Annotated in this window: 21 protein-coding genes; 11 read left to right on the top strand and 10 right to left on the bottom strand. The window is 65.5% G+C overall.

The features are described 5' to 3' along the window. Positions 1 to 132 precede the first annotated feature (132 nt). Positions 133 to 507 carry a VOC family protein gene (locus ACFWU2_RS10275; protein ID WP_378604847.1) on the top strand — a complete coding sequence of 125 codons (375 nt, stop codon included), beginning with the start codon at positions 133 to 135 and terminating at the stop codon, positions 505 to 507. 49 nt (positions 508 to 556) lie between these two features. Next, the gene (locus ACFWU2_RS10270) at positions 557 to 1285 is read left to right on the top strand and encodes a GNAT family N-acetyltransferase (protein WP_378604844.1); all 729 of its coding nucleotides are present in this window, start codon (positions 557 to 559) and stop codon (positions 1283 to 1285) included. A gap of 15 nt (positions 1286 to 1300) precedes the next feature. Here the strand turns inward: ACFWU2_RS10270 and ACFWU2_RS10265 are convergent, their stop codons facing one another. After that, on the bottom strand, positions 1301 to 1741 hold the full coding sequence (locus ACFWU2_RS10265; RefSeq protein ID WP_378604841.1) for an acyl-CoA thioesterase: 441 nt from the start codon (positions 1739 to 1741) through the stop codon (positions 1301 to 1303). Between the two features lie 68 nt (positions 1742 to 1809). Next, positions 1810 to 2277 (bottom strand): MarR family winged helix-turn-helix transcriptional regulator, encoded by a 468-nt coding sequence (locus tag ACFWU2_RS10260; RefSeq protein WP_378604838.1) that lies wholly within the window; start codon positions 2275 to 2277, stop codon positions 1810 to 1812. A 112-nt stretch (positions 2278 to 2389) separates the two neighbouring features. Here ACFWU2_RS10260 and ACFWU2_RS10255 point away from each other — a divergent pair, with 112 nt between their 5' ends. From ACFWU2_RS10255 to ACFWU2_RS10240, 4 genes are all read left to right on the top strand, one after another. Continuing rightward, the gene (locus ACFWU2_RS10255) at positions 2390 to 2896 is read left to right on the top strand and encodes a VOC family protein (protein ID WP_378604835.1); all 507 of its coding nucleotides are present in this window, start codon (positions 2390 to 2392) and stop codon (positions 2894 to 2896) included. 57 nt (positions 2897 to 2953) lie between these two features. Next, positions 2954 to 3982 carry a pirin family protein gene (locus tag ACFWU2_RS10250; protein WP_378604832.1) on the top strand — a complete coding sequence of 343 codons (1029 nt, stop codon included), beginning with the start codon at positions 2954 to 2956 and terminating at the stop codon, positions 3980 to 3982. Next, positions 3979 to 4773: a pirin family protein gene (locus tag ACFWU2_RS10245; RefSeq protein ID WP_378604829.1), complete on the top strand. Its 795-nt coding sequence runs from the start codon at positions 3979 to 3981 to the stop codon at positions 4771 to 4773. The genes ACFWU2_RS10250 and ACFWU2_RS10245 overlap by 4 nt, the downstream gene beginning before the upstream one ends. A 93-nt stretch (positions 4774 to 4866) precedes the next feature. Further along, positions 4867 to 6744, top strand: coding sequence for an SEC-C metal-binding domain-containing protein (locus ACFWU2_RS10240; RefSeq protein WP_378604826.1), 1878 nt, complete (start codon positions 4867 to 4869; stop codon positions 6742 to 6744). A 33-nt stretch (positions 6745 to 6777) separates the two neighbouring features. Here the strand turns inward: ACFWU2_RS10240 and ACFWU2_RS10235 are convergent, their stop codons facing one another. From ACFWU2_RS10235 to ACFWU2_RS10220, 4 genes are all read right to left on the bottom strand, one after another. Beyond that, the gene (locus tag ACFWU2_RS10235; protein WP_378604823.1) at positions 6778 to 7056 is read right to left on the bottom strand and encodes a hypothetical protein; all 279 of its coding nucleotides are present in this window, start codon (positions 7054 to 7056) and stop codon (positions 6778 to 6780) included. A gap of 256 nt (positions 7057 to 7312) precedes the next feature. Continuing rightward, positions 7313 to 8323 (bottom strand): hemolysin family protein, encoded by a 1011-nt coding sequence (locus tag ACFWU2_RS10230; RefSeq protein WP_378604820.1) that lies wholly within the window; start codon positions 8321 to 8323, stop codon positions 7313 to 7315. Continuing rightward, the gene (locus ACFWU2_RS10225; RefSeq protein WP_378604818.1) at positions 8320 to 9684 is read right to left on the bottom strand and encodes a hemolysin family protein; all 1365 of its coding nucleotides are present in this window, start codon (positions 9682 to 9684) and stop codon (positions 8320 to 8322) included. The genes ACFWU2_RS10230 and ACFWU2_RS10225 overlap by 4 nt, the downstream gene beginning before the upstream one ends. A 272-nt stretch (positions 9685 to 9956) precedes the next feature. After that, the gene (locus tag ACFWU2_RS10220) at positions 9957 to 10097 is read right to left on the bottom strand and encodes a hypothetical protein (protein WP_378604815.1); all 141 of its coding nucleotides are present in this window, start codon (positions 10095 to 10097) and stop codon (positions 9957 to 9959) included. 289 nt (positions 10098 to 10386) lie between these two features. Here ACFWU2_RS10220 and ACFWU2_RS10215 point away from each other — a divergent pair, with 289 nt between their 5' ends. Next, entirely contained in the window at positions 10387 to 11844 is a 1458-nt protein-coding gene (locus ACFWU2_RS10215) for a SulP family inorganic anion transporter (protein WP_378604812.1), read from the top strand. A 390-nt stretch (positions 11845 to 12234) separates the two neighbouring features. Here the strand turns inward: ACFWU2_RS10215 and ACFWU2_RS10210 are convergent, their stop codons facing one another. After that, positions 12235 to 12489, bottom strand: coding sequence for a hypothetical protein (locus ACFWU2_RS10210; protein WP_378604809.1), 255 nt, complete (start codon positions 12487 to 12489; stop codon positions 12235 to 12237). Positions 12490 to 12637: 148 nt separating this feature from the next. Between ACFWU2_RS10210 and ACFWU2_RS10205 the strand changes: the two genes are divergently transcribed. The 3 genes from ACFWU2_RS10205 (at position 12638) to ACFWU2_RS10195 (ending at position 14217) form a co-directional block, all read left to right on the top strand. After that, positions 12638 to 13129 (top strand): hypothetical protein, encoded by a 492-nt coding sequence (locus ACFWU2_RS10205; RefSeq protein ID WP_378604807.1) that lies wholly within the window; start codon positions 12638 to 12640, stop codon positions 13127 to 13129. A 107-nt stretch (positions 13130 to 13236) separates the two neighbouring features. Further along, positions 13237 to 13647 carry a hypothetical protein gene (locus ACFWU2_RS10200; RefSeq protein ID WP_378604805.1) on the top strand — a complete coding sequence of 137 codons (411 nt, stop codon included), beginning with the start codon at positions 13237 to 13239 and terminating at the stop codon, positions 13645 to 13647. A 90-nt stretch (positions 13648 to 13737) separates the two neighbouring features. Further along, a complete protein-coding gene (locus ACFWU2_RS10195) occupies positions 13738 to 14217 on the top strand; it encodes a universal stress protein (protein ID WP_378604802.1) in 480 nt (159 codons plus the stop codon). On the opposite strand, the gene ACFWU2_RS10190 is transcribed toward ACFWU2_RS10195, so the two are convergent. Further along, a complete protein-coding gene (locus ACFWU2_RS10190) occupies positions 14114 to 15262 on the bottom strand; it encodes a DUF6670 family protein (RefSeq protein ID WP_378604799.1) in 1149 nt (382 codons plus the stop codon). The genes ACFWU2_RS10195 and ACFWU2_RS10190 overlap by 104 nt on opposite strands. Positions 15263 to 15498: 236 nt before the next feature. Then, positions 15499 to 15984, bottom strand: a complete 486-nt coding sequence (locus ACFWU2_RS10185) for a hypothetical protein (RefSeq protein ID WP_378604796.1) — start codon at positions 15982 to 15984, stop codon at positions 15499 to 15501. A 107-nt stretch (positions 15985 to 16091) separates the two neighbouring features. Between ACFWU2_RS10185 and ACFWU2_RS10180 the strand changes: the two genes are divergently transcribed. Next, on the top strand, positions 16092 to 16445 hold the full coding sequence (locus ACFWU2_RS10180) for a protease inhibitor I42 family protein (protein WP_378604794.1): 354 nt from the start codon (positions 16092 to 16094) through the stop codon (positions 16443 to 16445). Here the strand turns inward: ACFWU2_RS10180 and ACFWU2_RS10175 are convergent. Further along, positions 16403 to 17317 (bottom strand): neutral zinc metallopeptidase, encoded by a 915-nt coding sequence (locus tag ACFWU2_RS10175; RefSeq protein WP_378605195.1) that lies wholly within the window; start codon positions 17315 to 17317, stop codon positions 16403 to 16405. The two genes, ACFWU2_RS10180 and ACFWU2_RS10175, sit on opposite strands and share 43 nt — an antisense overlap. Positions 17318 to 17418: the final 101 nt, after the last annotated feature.

Here is a 17418-nt window from a genome sequence, read left to right as displayed (position 1 = left end):
GATTGGTGATCCGGTGGAGTTCTGATCTCCGCAGAGGCGCCGACACGGCGTCGTGACAACACCATTCGGGGACCTCCTCGCTTTCGTGAGTACCGCAGCTACTACTCCACGAACAGAAAGCGAGACCTCTTCATGCCGGCTACGTTCAACCACACCATCATCGCGGCGAAGGATCGGAACCGATCGGCCGACTTCTTCCGCGAACTGCTCGAACTCGGGGAAGCACCGTCCTGGGGTGTGTTCACGAACCTCGTGCTCGACGACGGCGTTCTGCTGCAGTTCGCAGAACCGCCGGTGGACATCCAGATGCAGCACTATGCCTTTCTCGTCGACGACGACCTGTTCGACCGCGCCTACGCGCGACTGACGGCGGGCGGCATCGACCATTGGGCTGATCCACAGATGCGTCGGCCGGGCGAATGCAACTCCGGGCACGGTGGGCGAGGGGTATATTTTTTCGACCCGTCCGGGCACGCCATCGAGTTGATCACCCGTCCGTATCTGTAACGTCGGGGGAGGATGTCGAGTCGGCGATCTGTCCGAAACGGAGAGTGTGATGACCGAAAAGAATGTGGGGGGTGGGCTCCCGATCAGGATCGTCGATATCGGGGATCTTCCGGCAAACATGCTCGACGAGTTCTACGACGATGTTCTCACTCCGTCGTTTCCCGACGAGGAACTGCTCTCACCCGATGCGCTCGCTGCCGCCCTTGCCGACCCTGCGGGGACGATGTGCGCCTCCGTAGCTGTCAGCGACGACGGTTTCGTCGTGGGCGGCGCTGTCGGACAGTGGTTTCCGGAATGCAGAGTGCTCTTGACGGTGTATCTCGCAACGCACCCGGGGCGCCGGGGCGGTGGGATAGGCCGGGCGGTGCTCCGGGAGGTGAGAGAAGAGTGGCTACGGCGATACGATCCGCTGCTCATCCTCGGAGAAGCGGAAGATCCGCGCTACCACCGCGACAGAGGGTTCGGGGATCCGGGCCGCCGGCTCGCGTTCTATCTGAACGAGGGGGCACGCGTGCTCGACGTGCCCTACTTCCAGCCGCGGTTGCGGCCGGAGGATGTGCGGGTGCCGCATCTCCTGCTCTTGGCGTTCGGCATCGACGATCGGTGCCGGCGCGGAGACGATCTCGATGCGGCGCCGGTCCGGTGCTTCCTGGAGAAGAACCTGCTGGTGAACGAGGGCGCGATCGGTGACGATCCCGAGACGTCGGCGCTGAGAAACGCGGTGGAAGGTCCGGTCGTGCAGTGGGCGGACCCCCTCGCCGCACACCACGAGAGGTGAGGCTCGTCAGTCCGTTCAGGCGGGGAGGTCGAGCAGGAACTTGTCGAGGACGGCACGTGCGTCGTCGGTGATCGGGCGCGGGCCGCCACCGAGTGCCGTGCTCACATCGATCGAATCGGCCAGGGCGACGCATCGGCCCTTCTGGAACAGTGCCGAGCCCACCGTCAGCGAGGACGTGCCGACCCGGAGTATCCCTGTCGCGATGACGACGTCGTGGGGATAGAAGACCTCGGAGAGGTAGTCGATCTCGACGCGCGCGAGTACTGCCCGCTCGAACAGTGGGCGTCCGTGTGTCGGCGCGATCGCTTCCATGATCATGACCCGGGCTTGTTCGAAGTAGCGCGCGATCGAAATGTTGTTGATGTGCCCGAGCGCGTCGGTGTCGCTGAACAGTGTCGTGATCGTTCGCTGGATGGGATAGAGGTCGAGCGAGGTGCGGCGCGGATCGTGGCGCATCGGGGGAACCGCCTTCGGGTTTCGAGTCTGTGGCGGTACACAACCTAGCGGCCCGCGGCGATGGGGTGTCAGGCGAGTCGGCGCCGTTCGGCCAGACGAGTGCGCACCTTCGCGAACGCCTCACCCATCACGGCCACCTCCCGCGGATCGAGTACGTCGAACATCGCAGTCCGCACGGTGGCGACATGCTCGGGACTCGCGTCCGTGAGGGTTGACGAACCCTTGTCCGTCAACTCGGCCCAGGCACCGCGTTTGTCGGACTCGCATTCCACTCGTCGGACCCACTCGGCTTTCTCCATCCGTGCGATCGCCCGCGTGATTCCACTGCGGGTGGTCGTACTCGCCTCCGCGAGATCACTCATGCGCATGCGCTTGTCGGGTGCTTCGGAGAGGAGCACCAGGATCTCGAAGTCGGCGGAGGAGATTCCGGCGTCGCGGAGAAGTTGTTTGTCGAGTTCCTTGAACAACATGCGAGTGACGTCCAGGTAGGACCGCCACAGTGCTTGTTCCTCGTCATCCAGCCACGTCGTCGTCATATGTACACTATATCCGAAGTAGTTGACTGCGCAACGAACCGTGTGCGACTATGGTTGAGTAATCAACTACATCGGACCGGCGTACGATCGCCGGTGGACGGAGGAGGCCGCGATGACCGACGACCGCACCGGCTCGGCCGACCGGTTCGAGCAGCAGCGCGAGCGAATCCGTGCCCGATATCTGGTGCCCCGGGCAGCCCGGCCGGAGTCCTCGGCGCGAGGGCTTCACCACACGGCGCTGGTGAGCAGCGATGTGGAACGCACCGTCGAGTTCTATCAGGGGTTGCTCGAGTTTCCGCTCACCGAGGTGATCGAGAACCGCGACTATGCCGGGTCCTCGCACTTCTTCTTCGACATCGGAAACCGGAATCTCTTGGCCTTCTTCGATTTTCCCGGCCTCGATCTCGGACCGTATCGCGAGGTCCTCGGGGGACTGCACCACGTCGCGATCAGCGTGGAACCCGCGCGCTGGAATCATCTGCGAGACAAGCTGATCGACGCGGGTGTAGAACTGCTCGAACACAACGAGGTGTCGCTCTACTTCCGGGACCCCGACGGAGCACGACTCGAACTGATCGCCGATCCACTCGGCGAGATGTACGGATCCGAAGTTCTCTGACCCGATCCGCCCCCGCGGACACACACGTCTGTCCCTCGATCGGAGGCATCGAATTCCATGAGCAACACGGAGACAGATCCCAACGAGATCCGGTGTCGCACCGAGGACCTCCCGGTCGGCGACGCGGGGCACCCTCGCGTGGAGATCATCAGTGCGCGCGACGTTCCTCTCGGTGGTCCGCGAGCCATGGCCGTGCGCCGCACTCTGCCGCAGCGGCAACGCTCGCTCATCGGCGCGTGGTGCTTCGTCGACCACTACGGTCCCGATGATGTGGCTGCCACCGGCGGTATGGATGTCGCGCCGCATCCGCATACCGGGTTGCAGACCGTGTCGTGGCTGTTCACCGGGGAAATAGAGCACCGCGACAGTCACGGGGTGCATGCACTCGTTCGTCCGGGAGAGGTCAACCTCATGACCGGCGGGCACGGCATCTGCCACTCGGAGGTATCGACACCCGGCACGACCACCCTGCACGGCGTGCAACTGTGGGTGGCGTTGCCGGACGGTGCCCGGGATGCTGCCCGCGACTTCCAGCACTACGTCCCGCCGAGCACCGATCTCGGCGACGCGAGGGCGCGGGTCTTTCTCGGCACCCTGGCGGGGTCGTCCTCGCCCGTGACCACGTTCACGCCTCTGCTCGGTGCCGAGATCATAGTCGAACCGGGGGCGAGCATCACGGTCGATGTCGATCCCGCCTTCGAGCACGGGGTGCTGGTCGACACCGGATCTGTCGAGTTGTTCGACACCACGTTGTCCCGTGGTGTGCTCGGGTATGTCGGAACCGGCGTGCCCTCGCTGTCGGTGGCGAATCTCGGCGACAGTCCCGCGCGCCTGGTGCTGCTGGGCGGAACCCCGTTCGGCGAAGAGATCGTCATGTGGTGGAATTTCGTCGGTCGCGACCACGACGAGATCGCCGCCTTCCGCGAAGAATGGGAACGGGATTCCGACCGCTTCGGCCGGGTGGACGGGTACGTGGGCGAGGTGGCGCGCCTGCCTGCACCGCAGTTGCCCCACGCTCGTATCCGACCGCGCCGCAATCCGCCGACCGCAGACGCGCACTATCGACCACGGGAAGAGAACCGATGAGTACCGCACCCCACGACATCCGACTCGACGTCCGGCGCGCGGACGAGCGCGACAAGACCACGATCGGGTGGCTCGACTCGCGTCATTCGTTTTCGTTCGGGCACCACTACGATCCCGCCAACACCCACCACGGGGTGCTGATGGTCAACAACGACGACATCGTCTCGGCCGGACAGGGATTCGACACACATCCGCATCAGGACATGGAGATCGTCACGTGGGTCCTGGATGGGTCGCTGGTCCACCAGGACTCGGCCGGGCACTCCGGTGTGCTCTACCCGGGCTTGGCTCAGCGGATGAGTGCGGGGACAGGAATCCTCCACTCCGAGAAGAACGATGCGTGGCGTTTCGACGGGGCGAGCGGCATTCACGCCGACCGGCACGACAACCCGGTGCACTTCATCCAGATGTGGGTGCTGCCCGACGAAGCGGGCATCACCCCCGGGTACGAACAACTCGAGATCGACCACGAACTGCTGTCCGGCGGTCTCGTGCCGGTCGCGTCCGGCATGAAGAAGTACGCCGATCATTCCGCGATCCGCATCAAGAACAAGTACGCGGCGATGCACGTGTCCCGGGTCCAGCCCGGGCAGCCGATCGTCCTGCCGGACGCACCGTACCTGCATGTCTTCGTCGCCCGAGGTGAAGCGGTGCTCGAAGGTGTCGGTCTGCTGGCAGACGGCGACGCCGTGCGCATCAGCGGTGGGGGCGGGCAGCAGGTCACCACGCGGTCCGGTGCCGAGATCATCGTGTGGGAAATGCACGCAGCCCTCGGTAGCCCCGAAGTATGACTCGGGTGGCGGTGCTCCGGAGTCGCCACGAGGCAGGCCCACCGCCACGCCGGAGGGCATCGATCGGCTGAGACGGGGCCGTAGGATCGTGTGGTGAACGAACCGTCTACCGACTCTGTCGCCGCTGCCGTCGCGATACTCGACGAACGATGGCCGCTCACCGTCGACGAGATGGCCGCCGCGCTGTCGGATCGTGGTTTCGGCGACGTCTGCACCCTCGAAACAGCCCTCGAACTGGGCGATGCGTTCGACGACCCGCGAATCATGCACTTGCGCGACGGCAGGTTCGTCACGCCGCGCAACCTGCTCGAGGGACGAATCTGGATGCACCGTCTCACGGCCGGGGAGATCTCGGCAGACGCGATCGAACTGTTCGACGTGATGGTCCCGGTCTGCCTGCCGAGCGCCGACCCGGCGACGCGCGTCGTGATGCCGGGCGAGGAATCCTTCGAAGCCCGGGGGTTGTCGGGCGTCGCCTGGGCCCGTCTCGGGGTGCTGCTCTTCCCGGAAGGATTTCTGTCCGACACCACGCTCGGTGACCTGATCGCGGTGACCTGCGTCGGTGGGGAACTCGTCGTCGACCTGTATCCCGACCAGAATGCCGGTCGCGGGAGTCTGGGCGAGTGGCTCGCCGATCGCGCCGCCCGGTTGTCGGACCCGGAAGACGCGCTGTACCCCGACACCGACCTGTTCGTCGCCCTCGCCGACGACAAGGATTTGGCCCGGGACGCGTGCCTGCCCCTGAGTGAACAACTCGAGGGGGCCGGCCTCGTGCGAGACGGATTCCGGCTGGTGCGGTCCGGCACCGTCACCTCGGCACCGACGGGCGGATACCTGGTCGAGGTGGCGACCGATTCCTTCTCCCGTGCATTCGATCTCGACACCCGGTCCGCACGGGGCGCCATGGCATTCCTCGCGCTGGCGGGATCGCTCGCCGTCGGCAGCGACAGCGCCACCACCATCGACTCGCATTTCGCCGAGCCCGACGACTTCGCTGGTCTCGCCGACCCGCGTGTTGCCCGGGTGTGCGTGGACGAAGCACTCGGGCGGTTGGGGTTCGATCCGGGGGTGGTGGCCGCGGCCGCCGAACAGGTGCTGCGGCGAGGACCGCGCCGGACGCGTGCGAGTGCCCTCTGGATCGCCGGCCGGGCCGCCCAGGCACGCGGTGACGTGGACGAAGCCGAACACCGCTACCAGCTCGCCCTCGCAGAGACACCGGACTGGGAACCTGCGCTCGAAGACCTCGCCACGATCGCCGGGGTGCGGGGTGATGCGGCAGGCGGTCTTCGCCTGCTCGAACGGGCCGCCGGGGGCGCATCCCACGGCATGTATCCGTTCCTCCGGCGTTTCGAGCCGGTCGAGCATCCGGAGCTGGGGCGCAACGACAGGTGCTGGTGCGGATCGGGACGCAAGTACAAGGTGTGCCATCTGGGACGATCCGATGCATCACTGAGCGACCGTGCGGTGTGGCTGTATGCGAAGGCGAGCGTGGTCCTCGACGAACCCCGATGGACCGGAGTGCGTGCGGAACTCGACGTCGCAGCGGGGACACACGCGGGCGAGTCCTCGGTGGACCGGCTCGTCGCCGATGTCGCGTTGTTCGATGCGGGAGCGTTCGACGAGTTCGTCGACAACTGGGCGGCACTGCTCCCGGTCGACGAAGGTGAGCTCGCACAGCGATGGAGGGGAGCGTCCCTCGACGGGTTCGTGATCGAGGCAACCGATCCGGGTGAGGGACTCACCGTCCGGAACGTGCGGACCGGCACCGTGTCCGACGTTCGGGACCGCACGGTCTCCGCCGTCCTCGACGGTGCCACTGTCGCGCTGCGGCTCCTGCCGGTGGGCCTGGAACTACACAACTACGGGGGTGTGCACGTCGTGCCCGAGCAGCGTCGCGAGTTCGTACTCGATACTCTCGAGCGTCCCGACCCGGCTCCTTCCGACCTGATCCGGGCCTTGACGTCCGCCTGACAGGTTCCTCGAACCACCGATAGTCGGCGGCAGCTACGTTGCGGATGCGAACAGATCGCTGATGGCGTCGATAGCGCTCGCGCACCGGACGGCATCGGCATGGAGTTTCTGCATGAGTGTTGCCTCGGTGGGCGAGCACACCCCGTCGAGCACGTTCTCGGAGACGACAGCACAAGCGATGTGGCCCGGCGTATAGGTCCGGGTCGTCTGCCAGCCCTGTTGAACCGCGATTGCACGCACCGCCGCCCATTGGGATATCTCCGAAGCATCGGGATAACCCACGAACAACAGGCGTCGCTGGGATGTCTGCATGTGTCGAGCCCCTGTCTTGTGCTGTACCTCAGCGTGGTGTGGGCTGCATGTGATCGAAAAGTGACGTTACGCACACACCGTGTCCATGTGAAAACTATGACAGACACGCAGCCCTACTCGCCGGTACGGCGTGTCGAAGCCGATCGTCGGGGAAAGACCAGGTAGAGCGGCATCCCGAAACGAACCAGGGGCCACCGCGCCGGATGTGCCGGCGGGGTGGCCCCTGGTTGTGTTCGGACTCGAGCCTATACGCCCGTCAGGCGCGCGCCGCCGCCGTCGGGAGCAACCTGGCGAGGACGTCGGCGAGGGTGATCAAGCCGACCACCCGACCGTCTTCTGTGACCGTGGCCAAATGATTCCGAGTTTCCCGCATCGTGCGCAACGCCTCGTATACGGGCACCGACATGTCGAGAGTCAACGCCGGCCGCATCAGATCCGCGGCGGTGACGTCGGCCTCCGCACGCAGGCTGTCCCGTACGTGCACGACTCCGTCGACATGCCCGTTGCCGCGCACCAGCAGTCTCAGGTGACCCGTTCGATGGGCCGTTTCCTGGATCTCCGGCGCAGTGGCCTCCGGCCGCACGCTGCTCGGCGGATGGGGAGTAACGATGTCGGCAAGGGTGAGCGCCTCGAGTTCGAGCGCGCTGGTGAGGTGCCCGTGGTACCTCTCGTCGAGCGTGCCGACAGTCGCGGAATGCTCCACGAGGTGCCGCAGCGCATCCGGATCCTGGCCGGTGCTGACCTGGTCGACCGCGTCGACACCGACCTTGCGGAGGCACCAGTTCGCCAACCGGTTCAGCCGTACGATGATCGGCCTGGTCAGCCACATGAAGCCGCGCATCGGAATCGCGAGCATCGTCGCCGACTTCTCGGGATGCGCGATAGCCCAGGACTTCGGCGCCATTTCTCCGACGACGAGATGCAAGAACGTCACGACGATCAGCGCGAGGATGAACCCGGCGACATCGGCCAGCCACAGGGGCGCTCCCCACGCCCCGAACAGGGGAGTGAGCCAGTGGTGCACGGCCGGCTTGGTCGTCGCACCGAGCGCGAGCGTGCACACCGTGATGCCCAGCTGAGATCCCGCGAGCAACACCGACAGTTCCGACGCGCTGCGCAGGGCCGCACGTGCGGACCGGCTGTCCGGTGCGGCGTCCTCGAGCCGATGGCGGCGTGCGGCAATCAGGGCGAACTCCACGGCAACGAAAAACGCACTCGCCGCGATTAATCCGACCGTGACGACCACAACAACCCAGGGATTACTCATCGTGTGCCGCCCTCCTTGTTCTCGACGGTCACACGGAGCGAGGCCGGCACATGCTTGTCGATGTCGCGGACCTCCGCCACGAGCGTTCGACGTGGTGGCCGTTCCTCGTGGACGAGGTCCGCGGGATCGGGATCGAGTGGGATCTCGACGGTGTCTCCGATTTCGGGCAGGCCACCGAATTCGGTGATGACCAGGCCGGCGAGTGTCTCGTAATCACCTTCAGGCAGTTCGTGTTCGAGGGTGCGGCTCACCTCGTCGAGGTGAGCGTCGCCCCGAATCAGCCAGCCGTCGCCGTCTCGCACGATGACCTCGGCCGATGCCGCCGGATCGTGCTCGTCGGCGATCTCACCGACGAGTTCTTCGGCAATGTCCTCGATCGTGACCACTCCGGCGAAACCGCCGTATTCGTCGATCACCAGCGCCATCTCGTCGTTCGCGGCGGTCAGTTCGGTCAGCACGTCCGGCAACGGCAACGTCGCGGGGACGATGACGGGTGGACGGCATACCGACGCAGCTGTGCCGGCTTGGACATCGGCGTCGAGAAGATCGTGCAGATGTACGACGCCGCGCAGGTCATCGGACGACGTACCGACCACGGGGTACCGCGTGTGTCCGGTGCTCATCTTCGCGAGGATGTCGCTCACCGGTTCGTCGAGGTCCACGACGTCCACATGTGCACGCGGGATCATGGAGTGTTCTGCAGTACGGGTGGGGAAGTCGAGGATGCGGTCGAGAAGCGTCGAGAGTTCCTTCGGGAGTTCACCCGCGTTGCGAGACTCGGCGACGATGTGCTCGAGGTCGCGGGGTGTCGCGGAATGCTCTACGTCGTGGACGGGTTCGATTCGCAGTGCCCGCAGGAGCAGGTTGGACGAAGCGTCGAACAGCCGGATCAGCCAGCCGAACAGCCTCAGGTAGATCGTCGTCGACAGTGACAGCCACAGTGCGACCGGTTCGGGTCGTGCGATGGCGAGGTTCTTCGGGACGAGTTCGCCGAAGACCATCTGGATGACTGTCGAGAACAGCACGGCAAGCACTGTGCCGAACACCACACCGACTGCGGTGGGGATTCCTAGTCCGCCGAATGCTTCTCCGAGCCCGCTACCGATGAGGGGCTCTGCGACGTAACCGACGAGAAGGCCGGTGACGGTGATTCCGAGCTGTGCGCCCGAGAGCATGAAGGAGGTGCGTCGTGTGACGGACAGGGCGCGTGCGGCGGAGGTGTCGCCGCTTTCTGCGCGGGCTTTCAAACGCGACCGGTCTACGGCCATGTAGGCGAATTCCTGGGCTACGAAGTAGCCGGTCACGGCGGTAATGGCCAGAACGACGGCGATACCGAACGCGATTCCGAGGGCGGTCAACACGGGAGGATCCGGGGCTCGGTGACAGGGGGGTCGTCACTGTTGGGCGGGATGGGTCTTCGAGGTTTGCGCTTGGCGCGACTCATGGCTCTCTCTGGTAACTCGCGGACAAAAGGTCTTCACAGGATAAGACGGATCTGCCTGCCGCAAAGTTCCCCGTGCGCCGGAAGTGCGATAGTCGGCACACAGGTGCACTCATCGTCTCGCCGTCGGGCGCGCATTGTCGCGCCGCGTGGGGCGTCGACACCGTGAGGAAGGGCGATTCTCGTGACGCTTCAGGGCTGCGACGAGAACAATCCTTCGTACTCCGGCGTGGCGGGAGGTGGGCTCTGGGGAGCCGATTCGGGCACTGTCTCGTCGTTCGGGTTGCTCGGCTGCAGGAAGAGCGGGCCGGTGAACTCGCTGTCGTGGCTCATGCCGTCCTTCTTTCGGAACTGGAGCTTTCGGAACTCGGGGCGACGGAAACGTCCCTGGCGGTGAGGCTTGCAGGGGCGGGTCGAGAGGGTGCGGGTCCTGTGACGATCGGGTGCGGTGACGATCAGGTGCGGTGACGATCGGATCCGCTCGGATGCGCTTGTGGAGCACGGGCATTCATTCGGCCACGGCGGTGCGGACGACGACCGTGCGCTGCGACACACCCTATACGCCGATGTCGGCCGCGGCGACGCGACACGGCGCGGGCGCCGTCGCGCCTAGACTCTTCCGGTGCAAACCGTGTCAGACACTCTCCGCTCGCCTCGACGACTCACGACCGAGGTGCTTGCCGGTTTGGTGACGTCGCTGGCGTTGATCCCCGAAGTCGTCTCCTTCGCGGTGATCGCCGGAGTCGATCCGAAGGTCGCGCTCTATACGTCGTGCATCATGGCGATGACCATCGCGTTCGTCGGGGGACGGCCGGCGATGGTGTCCGCCGCGGCGGGTGCGACTGCACTGGTGATCGCACCCCTCGTCGCCTCGCACGGACTCGACTATCTGATCGCGGCCGTCTGGCTCGCCGGTGCGCTGCAGATCGTGCTCGCCGTCGCCGGAGTCGCCAAACTCATGCGATTCATCCCTCGATCGGTGATGATCGGCTTCGTCAATGCCCTGGCGATCCTCATCTTCGCGGCGCAACTGCGGCATCTGTTCGGGGTGCCGTGGCTGGTGTATCCGCTGGTCGCGGCGGGCATCGTCATGATCGTGGTCATACCGAAACTCACGACCGCCGTGCCGGCCGCGCTCATCGCGATCGTCGCTCTCACCGGTGTAGTGGTTCTCTTCGGTATCGACGTGCCCGACGTCGCCGATCAGGGCGAGCTGCCCGGGGGCTTCCCCACGTGGATGATTCCCGACGTCCCTTTCACCATGGACACCCTCGCGATCATCGCCCCCTACGCGGTGGGCCTGGCGCTGGTCGGACTCATGGAATCGCTGATGACCGCAAAGCTCGTCGACGAGATCACCGACAGTCGTTCCGACAAGACCCGCGAAGCGTGGGGGCAGGGTGTTGCGAACTGGGCGGGTGCACTGTTCGGTGGCATGGGCGGCTGCGCGATGATCGGCCAGACCATGATCAACGTCAAGGAGGGGCGCGCGCGGACCCGGATCTCGACTTTCCTCGCCGGCCTGTTCCTGCTCCTGTTGTGTGTGACCGTCGGCGATGTGGTCGGGGCCATCCCGATGGCTGCGCTCGTGGCCGTGATGCTCGTGATCGCGGTGACCACTCTCGACTGGCACAGCATCGCACCCCGGACGTTGCGCTTGATGCCCCGCAGCGAGACTCTGGTGATGCTGGTCACGGTGGGCGCGACACTGGTCACCGACAATCTCGCGATCGGAGTGGTCTCGGGTGTGCTCACGGCGATGGTCGCGTTCGCACGGCGCGTCGCGCACATGACCCGGGTGGAGACGGTCGACGAGCGGGAGGGCACACGCACCTACCGGGTGTCCGGCGAGCTGTTCTGGGCGTCGAGCAACGACCTGGTGTACCGCTTCGACTATGCGGGCGATCCCGAGCACGTGGTCATCGATCTCACCGATGCGGAGGTATGGGACGCCTCGACCGTGGCGACGTTCGATTCCGTACAGCACAAGTACGCGGAGAAAGGGAAGCGAGTGGAGATCGTCGGGCTCGACGGCGTGAGCATGGAGCGTCTCGAGCGCCTGTCGGGAAAACTCGACTGACCCGATCGTTGCGGAGCACGCGGGGCACGTCACGACTGCGCCGCCGGCGACCGCGCAAATCGGACTTTCCCCGCAATAACCCTTGCCCCGAGACGATTTCGCACCCCCAGGCTGCGGGAGCGGAGGAATGTGGTCACAATGGGATGGCAGTGACAGACGTTACTGACACGACCGATGTACACCGCCTGATAGGAGAAGCACCGTGATCGATTTGGCCTTCCTGGCAGATTTCTTCAGCGCCGCCGCGTCTCTCTTCGATGCCCTGGATTTCTTCTCCGGTTCGGCTGAAGCTGCCGGTCTGTAGCAGGCTCGTAGAGCGCAGCGAGGGCCCGTGGGTTTCGACCCACGGGCCCTCGCCGTTCCGTCGTCGGTGGGAACCGGTTGTCCGGGTCATCCCCCGAGATGTGCGACGGTCGCGTCCAGGGTGCTCGCCACCAGTTCGAGGTCGGTCTCGGTGTGCTCTCGGTCCTGCGGCAACTGTTGCCGCAGTTCCTCTCCGGTGACGACGACGAATGCCCGACGGCGCTCGTCGGTGTCAGCGGCGTCGACGACGTGGAACCGGCCCTCCTCGAGAACCAGCACGGAGTCCGGAGACGACGAGCTGAGCAGGTCGCGCAGGTCGTCTACCGTCAGATGGGTCGACACATGGTCCTCCTGATTCGATGGGCGGGTACTTGTCGTGCGTACCCGGCAACGCAGCCCGTGAATCGGCGACCCGGCGCCGGAACGTCCGCGCTGGATCGGTAGCAAACCTGACGTGAGTCGACCCGAGCCGCTGCGATACAACTGATTGATGACAGAAACGCGATCGTCGGACTGTGCTGAAACACAACGCGGGGTTCCTCGGCGGTGGAAGCAGATCGATCCCTCGCGTCGGGGTGTTGTGCTGGCGTGGGTCGCTTTCACTCTGACGTTCGGTGGCGCCCGACTCGTGACGTGGCTGATTCAGATCGACACCAGCAACCTCGGTGACGTGAGCGCAGGCGGAGTGCACCTGCACCATTATCTGTGGGGGATCGTCCTGCTGGCAGGTGTTGCGATCTTCGGCCTGGTCGACCGGACTCCGAAAGCGCGAGCGTGGATGGGTCTCGCGTTAGGGGTGGCGCTCGCTCTGATCGTCGACGAGGCGGCACTGCTGATCACTCTCGAAGACGTGTACTGGCAATCCGAAGGATGGCCGTCGGTCGCGCTGGCGATCAGTGTGATCGGCATCGTCGGAACGGCACTGGTGCTGACCCGGAGCGGATCCGGGAACAATGGCGGGTCCGGGAATAGTGACGGATAACAACCATCCGATCCACTCGCGGAAACGCGGCCGGATCGCCGCCGCACCGGTCTACAGTTTCCGAAACTGCCGGCGGCCGAGCGGGCAGCGACAGTAACGGAGAGCCGATGACTTCCGTATCGCGACACGTCGCCCGAGGTGTTCTCACAGTGGGATGTGCTGTAGCCGTCGCCCTGGGCGCTGCGGGGACCGCCGCCGCAGACGAATGGCCGCCGATACCCGATTACCCCACTCCGTTCGTGCCGTTCGAGACGAAGAACTTCCTCACCCCCACCGACCCGGCCTACTGGAATCCGCTCGTCGCGCAGGAGCGGCTCACGTCGCCTTTCGGGACCTCCACCCGAATCGTGTGTACCGCCTTCCACGGCGTGACGTACGACTGCTGGCAGGCCGACGAGCACGGAAACCCGCACAAGCTCGTGAGGCTGCCTTTTAATCTGCCCAGCGTGACCGGCAGTTCCATGCCGGGTGGAGGCCCCGGTCACTACGTGTATCCGGGGTTCATCCCCGGTATCTGACGCACGCCTGCGCCAGGCGGGTGCGTTCGCCTGCGGTCGCGTACGGCGTTCGATTACGGTCGAAGGATCGCGACGAAGGGCAGCCGCACGATGACCTCGAGCAACGAGTCTCCGCGAGTGGTAGTGGGAGTCGACGGGTCCGATTCGTCGATCAATGCTCTCCGGTGGGCGGCGCGACTCGCGCCCGGCCTCGACGCGGGCATCGACGCCGTGACGTCGTGGGAGCTTCCGAACACCTACGGATTCGTGGCATATCCCGAGGACTACCGCCCCGACGTGGACGCGGCGAGCGTGCTCAAAACGGCTCTTACCGATGCGTTCGGAGAGAATCTTCCGCCCGGTCTACGCGAGCGCGTCGCCAAAGGGAATCCGGCTCAGGTCCTGACCGAGGCGAGCCGCGACGCGACGATGGTCGTGGTGGGCAGCAGAGGGCGCGGTGGGTTCGCGGGGCTGCTACTCGGTTCGGTCAGTTCATATGTCGCCGAGCACGCGGCGTGTCCCGTACTGGTGATTCGGCGAGGTGCCCGCGGCCTGGGAGAGCCCGTCGGTCCGACGACCGCCGATCGATGAACTCGAAGTAACCTCGTCCGGAGATCTCGGCTCCTTGCCACACCGCGCTGTATGCGAACCCGGTGACGAATCCGGTGCCGAGACCGAACGTGAACTCGGTATCCATGGTCGCGTGCAGATCCAGCCACGGGTGTCCGTCGGCATCCACGACGACGAATCGAGTCTCTGCCGGTACCTGCATCGGGACTCCGTACGGCGTCGGTTCAGGTGAGTCACGCTGCCGCACCACCTCGAACGAGACATTCTCGAAACGGGTGCCGTACCGGTCGCGGGACCGGTGCAGCGCGGTGGTCATGAACGGGACTCCGCCGAGGGAGTACCGGCTCAGCAGGATCTGGTTGTCGGCATCGAGATTGACGATCTGGTACACGAAGTAGTCGAGCGGTGCCTTGAGTGCCGCGGGTAGTGGCCTGTCGCGCAGGAGATACGGGCTGGGGCAGGCTCCGTATTCGAAGGAGCACAACCCGGCCACCTCCACAGTGGTCCCGCGATGGGTGATCGTCCCGCCGTATTCGGTCAGCAGCCCGAAATGCTTGTAAACCGGGTTGCGGAAGAACCACGACACTTTGTCGGTGTTGGTGAGGCGCAACGCGATATCGACGCCGCCCAGGCGACCTGCAAGTCGGTACTCCGGGTAGTTGCCGGTCAGCGTCAGATCGTCACCGAACCGGACGAGTGAGCCGTCCGGTTCGGCAACGAAGGTGTCGCCGAATGCGTAGTTGCCGAAGTGCGCGGGATGGGAGGCTGCGGTCCCGGCCACCAGGGCTGTGTTGCGGCGGGGACTGCCGGCGAGCGCGTCGTCGTTGTCGAATGCGACGGATCCCGTCGCGCCCACCAGGGACATCATCGAGAAGAACCGATGTGGCTCCGGGAGATCCGGGATCATGACTCCGAAATGCGTCCATCCGTACCGGCGGGACCGCATATGCGGCAGGAGGATTTCCGGTTCCGAGAAGGGTTGTCCGTCCGATGATTCGGCCGAATCGGCAACGCGGAGTGCAGAGCGCAGGATGCTCCGGATACCTGTGGACGCGATGCGATGCATGGCCGGGATACTGCCACGTGGATCATCGGCTCATCGTAGGGGCGGCGGTGGTTCGCGGCACACTACCCCGACCTGCGCACGCAAGCCGGCGACCGAAGCGGTGAAGTCCATCCCGGGGATAGTCCCAGGACGCGGACCGCCGGTTCGGTCGCCGGGCGCGATTGTCGGTCTCACTCACGCGCGTCCGTGCGCGTCGACTACAGGCCCGATCCGGAATCGGTTCCTGTGGTGTGGAGTCACCAGGGGAGGGTGTCGGGGGTGTTCGAGGCCGGTGCGTCGAGAAGCTTGTCGAGCCACAACACGGCTTCGACGAGCATCTCGAGACGGCTGATCCAGTCCATGCCCAATCCGACGGGGCCCAGTTTCACACGTGCTTCGGCAGCGCCGCCGGCAAGTACGTCGGCGACGGCCTTCATGACGCTCGACTCGGGTTCTTCGAGGCTGCTGAGGTCGACCTCTGCGCCGCCCGTGGTGCGGATCGTGAGAGCGACACCCTCGTCGCCGCGTAGTTCCGGTCCGAGCTTGCTCACCAGAACATCCGCGATGCTGCTCACGACCCACCGGTAGACACCGTTGTAGGGGGGCGGGTGCGAATCGGTGCTCGAGACGAGTGCGCCGACGGCTTCGGTCAGTTCGTTGTACGCCTTGCTGTCCGCGAGGGCGAGCAGATACCCGCCGATCTCCGCGTCGGTACGCGTAATGCCGAGTGATTTGTCGTTCATCTCGGTCGGGTGCCCGCGAGAGTGCGTTGCCACACATCCCATTGCCGATCCGGTGGGCACCCCCGAGAACAGTGGTCTGCGTCTCAACGACCTCGTACGCTGAGATCATGAAGCACATCAGCACCGGCCCACACGACGTGACCGTCGATGTGGGGGACATGATCGAACTGCACGTGAAGGAGAACACGTCCCACGACTACTGCTGGTTCACCAACCGCGTGGGTGCGGGCCTGATGCTGCACGACATCCGGTGCGTGCCCTCCGACAACCCTTTTCCCGGGGCATCGAGCGAACGGATCTTCTATCTCAAGGCACGGCGTCCCGGGCGGTGGCCGGTGTCGCTGCGCATGCGGCGGCTGGCCGATCTCGATGCCGATCGCGCACAGATGACGGTGACGGTGCGCAACGGCGTCTCCGATCAGCGCAACGCGTCCGGTGAGTCCAGGTCGCGCGCCGAGTAGGTGTCGCACGCGTCGACCTGTCCCGTGCGGTAGCCGGCGAGGAACCATTTCTGGCGCTGGTCCGACGAACCGTGGGTCCACGCTTCGGGGTTGACGCGGCCCGACGCGGCGGACTGGATCCGATCGTCACCCACTGCGGACGCCGCCGACAGGGCGTCGCGGATGTCGGTGTCGCTGAGCGGCGACAGGAACGGCTGCCCGGTGGACGGGTCGGGCATCTTGTCCGCGTAGTACGCCCACACCCCTGCGTAGCAGTCGGCCTGCAATTCGGTGCGTACCGCGCCGGACTCCGGCCCGCGCGGATCGGCCTGCGCACGCCCGAGGTCGCCGAGCTGGTTCTGGATGTGATGCCCCACCTCGTGAGCGACCACGTACTCCTGCGCGAGCGGTCCCGCACTCGCTCCGAAGCGTGTCACGAGTTCGTCGAAGAAGCTGGTGTCGAAATACGCCGTCTCGTCGGGCGGGCAATAGAACGGGCCGATATCGCTGGTGGCATTGCCGCAGCCCGTCGAGGTCGCGCCGCTGAAGAGCTCGACGCCGGGCTGCACGTACGCCACCCCGGTCTGCTGCGCGAGGTTCTCCTCCCACACCAGATCGAGGCTCCCCACCGTGCCCACGATGCGGCAGTCGACCTTCGCGTTGAAATCGGCTCCCGTCTCGCAGCCTTCGACGGTGCCGCCTGCCCCGTACCCGGTGGACTCGCCGGGGTCGCCGGAGCCGAGCAGCGACCCGGGATCTCCACCGAACAACAGTGCGAGGATCAGGATCAGGATGCCGCCGGTTCCGCCACCGAGCGCGATCTTGCCGCCCCGTCCGCCGCCCCCGGTACGGACTCGGCCCGGGTTCATCCGTGCGCCCTCGTTGAAGGTCATCGCATCGCTCTCTCGTCGCAGTGCCCAGAAGTCGCACCAGCTTGTCACGAGGCGATTCGGCATGCGTGTGCCCGCCCTGTTCTTGTCTTTCGTAGGATTAC

It is taken from the genome of Rhodococcus sp. NPDC058639, assembly GCF_042717545.1.
Taxonomy (GTDB): domain Bacteria; phylum Actinomycetota; class Actinomycetes; order Mycobacteriales; family Mycobacteriaceae; genus Rhodococcus.
Note: the sequence above shows the minus strand (reverse complement) of the source record. Positions and strands in the feature narration are given on the sequence as shown.